This window comes from Aeromonas sp. ZOR0001, from assembly GCF_000801015.1.
GTDB classification, from domain to species: domain Bacteria; phylum Pseudomonadota; class Gammaproteobacteria; order Enterobacterales; family Aeromonadaceae; genus Aeromonas; species Aeromonas veronii.
In genome coordinates, this window is the sequence record NZ_JRJY01000161.1 from 1 (window position 1) to 3,331 (window position 3,331).

The 3,331-nt window shown below is 54.4% G+C and carries 5 protein-coding genes; 4 read left to right on the forward strand and 1 reads right to left on the reverse strand.

The features are described 5' to 3' along the window. The 4 genes from L972_RS19025 to L972_RS19040 all read left to right on the forward strand — a co-directional run. Positions 1-523 (forward strand): hypothetical protein (locus tag L972_RS19025; RefSeq protein ID WP_047440320.1); only part of this gene is annotated, 523 nt, incomplete at its 5' end. 44 nt (positions 524-567) lie between these two features. Beyond that, positions 568-885: a DUF2523 family protein gene (locus L972_RS19030; protein WP_047440322.1), complete on the forward strand. Its 318-nt coding sequence runs from the start codon at positions 568-570 to the stop codon at positions 883-885. A gap of 9 nt (positions 886-894) precedes the next feature. Beyond that, positions 895-2,067, forward strand: coding sequence for a zonular occludens toxin domain-containing protein (locus L972_RS19035; protein ID WP_052200101.1), 1,173 nt, complete (start codon positions 895-897; stop codon positions 2,065-2,067). A 715-nt stretch (positions 2,068-2,782) separates the two neighbouring features. Next, the gene (locus tag L972_RS19040) at positions 2,783-3,058 is read left to right on the forward strand and encodes a type II toxin-antitoxin system HicB family antitoxin (protein WP_052200102.1); all 276 of its coding nucleotides are present in this window, start codon (positions 2,783-2,785) and stop codon (positions 3,056-3,058) included. 2 nt (positions 3,059-3,060) lie between these two features. Here L972_RS19040 and L972_RS19045 read toward each other — a convergent pair whose 3' ends face one another. Then, complete coding sequence (locus tag L972_RS19045; RefSeq protein WP_047440324.1) at positions 3,061-3,297, reverse strand: hypothetical protein; 237 nt, start codon at positions 3,295-3,297, stop codon at positions 3,061-3,063. Positions 3,298-3,331 lie beyond the last annotated feature (34 nt).

Consider the following 3,331-nt stretch of genomic DNA (forward strand, 5'->3'; position numbering starts at 1 on the left):
CACTGGCACTGGCACTGGCACTGGCACTGGCACTGGCACTGGCAGCATACCCAGCTCTGTTACCGTCTCCAACCTTGGCGGCCTGGAATCTCGTCTCGACCGCACCAATGAGCTATTGGCTACGACCAACGCCGTTGACCTTCATGGCGTAGAAACGCGGATTGATGAAACTAACCGGCTGCTTTCCGACACCTTCACAACCAGCGTCCCCGCACAAACCCTGCCCGATACCGCGCAGGGAACCTCTTGGTGGAAGTCTCGTTATCCCGCTGGGATGGCAGGCTTATGGAACGGATTCACGCAAGAGCTGCAACACACCGCGCTTTTTGACTGGCTTAATGGCTTCCGCCTACAGCTGTCGGGGGGAGGGGAATACCCTACCTGGACAATCTGTTTTGACATGGGATTCGCTGACTTCGGCTGCCATCAACTGACCGTTCCCCCGAATGTCTGGATAGCCATTCGTGCTTTCGTCATCTTCTGCGCCGGCTTGCTGGCCAGGCGTTTAGTGTTCGGCGGCTAAGTCCGCGCTGCTTGGTTTTCTCATGCGAAAAATGAGGTGCTCTCATGCTTGATTGGTTTGCTCACCGCTGGAATGACTTCCTGAACCTGCTCTATTCACTGTTGCTCTCGCTCTTTGACATGCTCAAAGATTTGGCCTGCTTCCTCTTTGAAGCGATCTTGTCGATTGTTCACCTGGCTATCTCCGGCCTTGGCTCCATGCTCGGGGCCATGAACATCATTCAGTACTTCTCCATGCTCCCCGCTGATGTGCAAAACATCATGGCCATCGCGGGGGTGAATGATGCCTCAGCCATCATTGTGACGGCGATTGGCGTTCGCCTGATCCTCCAGTTGATCCCCTTCACCAGACTCGGTTCATAAGGAGGCAACATGGCACTAAACATCATTGTTGGCCGTCCCGGCTCTGGCAAATCGTATGAAGCAGTCGCATTTCACGTGATCCCAGCCATCAAGGAAGGCCGTCGTGTGGTCACCAACCTGCCGTTGATGATGGATCATCTGATCGCCGTGTTTGGCGAGGAGGTGAGGGATCTCGTTGAGGTTCGTCAGGATGGCTTTAGTCGGGAGCACGGCGCTATCAAGGCGTTCTCTGACCCCGAGCACTTCACCCAGGAGGAGTGGCGCAACGAGCAGGGGCAAGGCCCGCTGTTTGTCATTGATGAATGTCACTTCCAATACCCCCGAGCAGGGCGTAACAAGAAGGCGAGCGATGACCTCATCAACTGCCTAGAATATTTCTCCATGCACCGTCATTACGGCCACGATATTCTGTTTATGACCCAGTCCCTAGGGAAGGTGCACAAGGATCTGCGTGACATGATCGAGATCCAGTTCTTGGTCAGCAAACACGCCGCTGCGGGCTCTGATAAAACCTACACCCGCAAAGTACTCGATGGTGCTGGGGCTCGCGCAACCTGCCTCTCTGAGTCTGTTCGCCGGTACGACAAGACGTTCTTCCCGTTCTACAAGTCACATACCCAAACAGAAGGCAGTGTTCAGGAGGCCAAAGCCTCCGACATTGTGCCGCTGTGGAAAAGATGGTGGTTGTGGTTGGCGGTGATCCTCATCTTCATCGGTGTCCCGATGAGCGTAAAGTCCCTGTTCAATATGCTGGGCAGTGATGACCCAGCGCCGGTATCTGTGCCGGTAGAGCAGGCAGCAGCATCACCAGCGTCTTCTGACCCAGAAGTGAAGGCGGCGGCACCAGTCATGCCGACCCCCCCTGCTAAAAGCGTGCAGGAAGCCCCATTCTCCAAATTTGATATCACCATTACCGGCTGGGCGGATACATCCTATAAGGACAATACCGGTAAGTTTCATGCCCAGTTCGAGTACTACCTGGAGGCCAAGGGCAACAATGCCTATTCCTTCTCAATGAAACTGAGCGACTTAATGATGGCCGGTTATCAGGTCTATTCCCTTGGGCCTTGTCTGCTGCGCTTGGTATATGATGAACGGGAGCATTTTCTGTACTGTCAGGGCAACAAGCCCCAGCAAGAAAGCTCGGCAACGATGGCACTCGCTGCGCTTCCCCTGAACTAGCGCCTCCACGTATTCCAGGAACAACCTTGAGAAGGGGCCCCCGCTTGCGGGGTAGAGTCTCAAGGTTGGTCATGGGCCCCGAGTTTCGCATGAGAAACTTTTGCGCATGCGCAATTTCTCGTTGGCCCCATCCATTCGCTGCCAGGCTTTCATTTTCGGCTAGGGGGGGTGATTATGCGTAGGTCATCCCTCTTGGTGTTCATCGGCGATGCGGCTCGGCTGAGCAACTTGTTGCTCTGATGAGACGTATCCAGCAAGCGCGCACGCTGCTTTTGTGAACCACATCGGCTCTTGCGCGCGCTAGATGCCCCGCGCTGACCCTGGGGGGGAGGGGGCATCCGTGGCCCCAGAGTCCACTGTCTTTAATAGTGGACTCTTGTCTCAAAATGGGACATTTGTGGTTTCAGAATATCGACTAAGGGGAGGGGACATGGTTCCAAGAGATGTTCGGGTGCAGCTAAATGAGCAGTTGGTTGAACTAGCCAATTCCTATTGCCAACACTATGGCTCCAAGCACGATGCATTGTCTGCTTTAGGTGAGGATCTTCTGCGTTTGGCTGATCAAGGTGTCCATGATGGTTCTTCGTCATGGATCGCATTAATACAGGAGTTGTGTCGCCGTAGTGGTTAAATTCCCCTGTGTTATCTCTCACGTGATGCCGATAACCCTATTTATCGGCATTTCGTTCGATAGTGCTGGTTCAAGGAGAAAGGTATGAATTATCCCGTAATGATCGAGCGTGATGGTGATGCTTGGATGGCATATTTTCCAGATTTACCAGAAGCCTTAACCGGCGGAAACTCTCGCGAGGAAGCTTTGGCCGAGGCACGTGACGCGCTGGTAACCGCCTTTGAATTCTACTTTGAGAGTAACCGTCCCATACCGCTGCCGTCTGCGCCCGCAGCCGGCCAGGAGCTGGTGATGGTGCCTCCGAATCTTTGGGGCAAGGTGTTACGGCTCAATGCCATGATTAAGAATGCTCAGCCCTGATCTCAATCCATTTCACCTGGTGGCGTGGCATTGGGGTCACACTGAGCCAACAGTTCTTCCAGCGTGTAGCGCAGCTGGCCACGCAGTTTGGCGCGAGCACGCTCCACATCATCAAACGCTGCAGTCAGCAGCGCCGGATCGCCATCTTCAAGAGCAGCCTGCAGATAGGCAACCATGTCGGCCTCAGTGGCCAAGCAGTCAACCGCATCAAAGCGGCTCCATTGTTCGGTTCTCTTCATTCCGTCCTCCTACACCCGTCATTGCGCATAATGT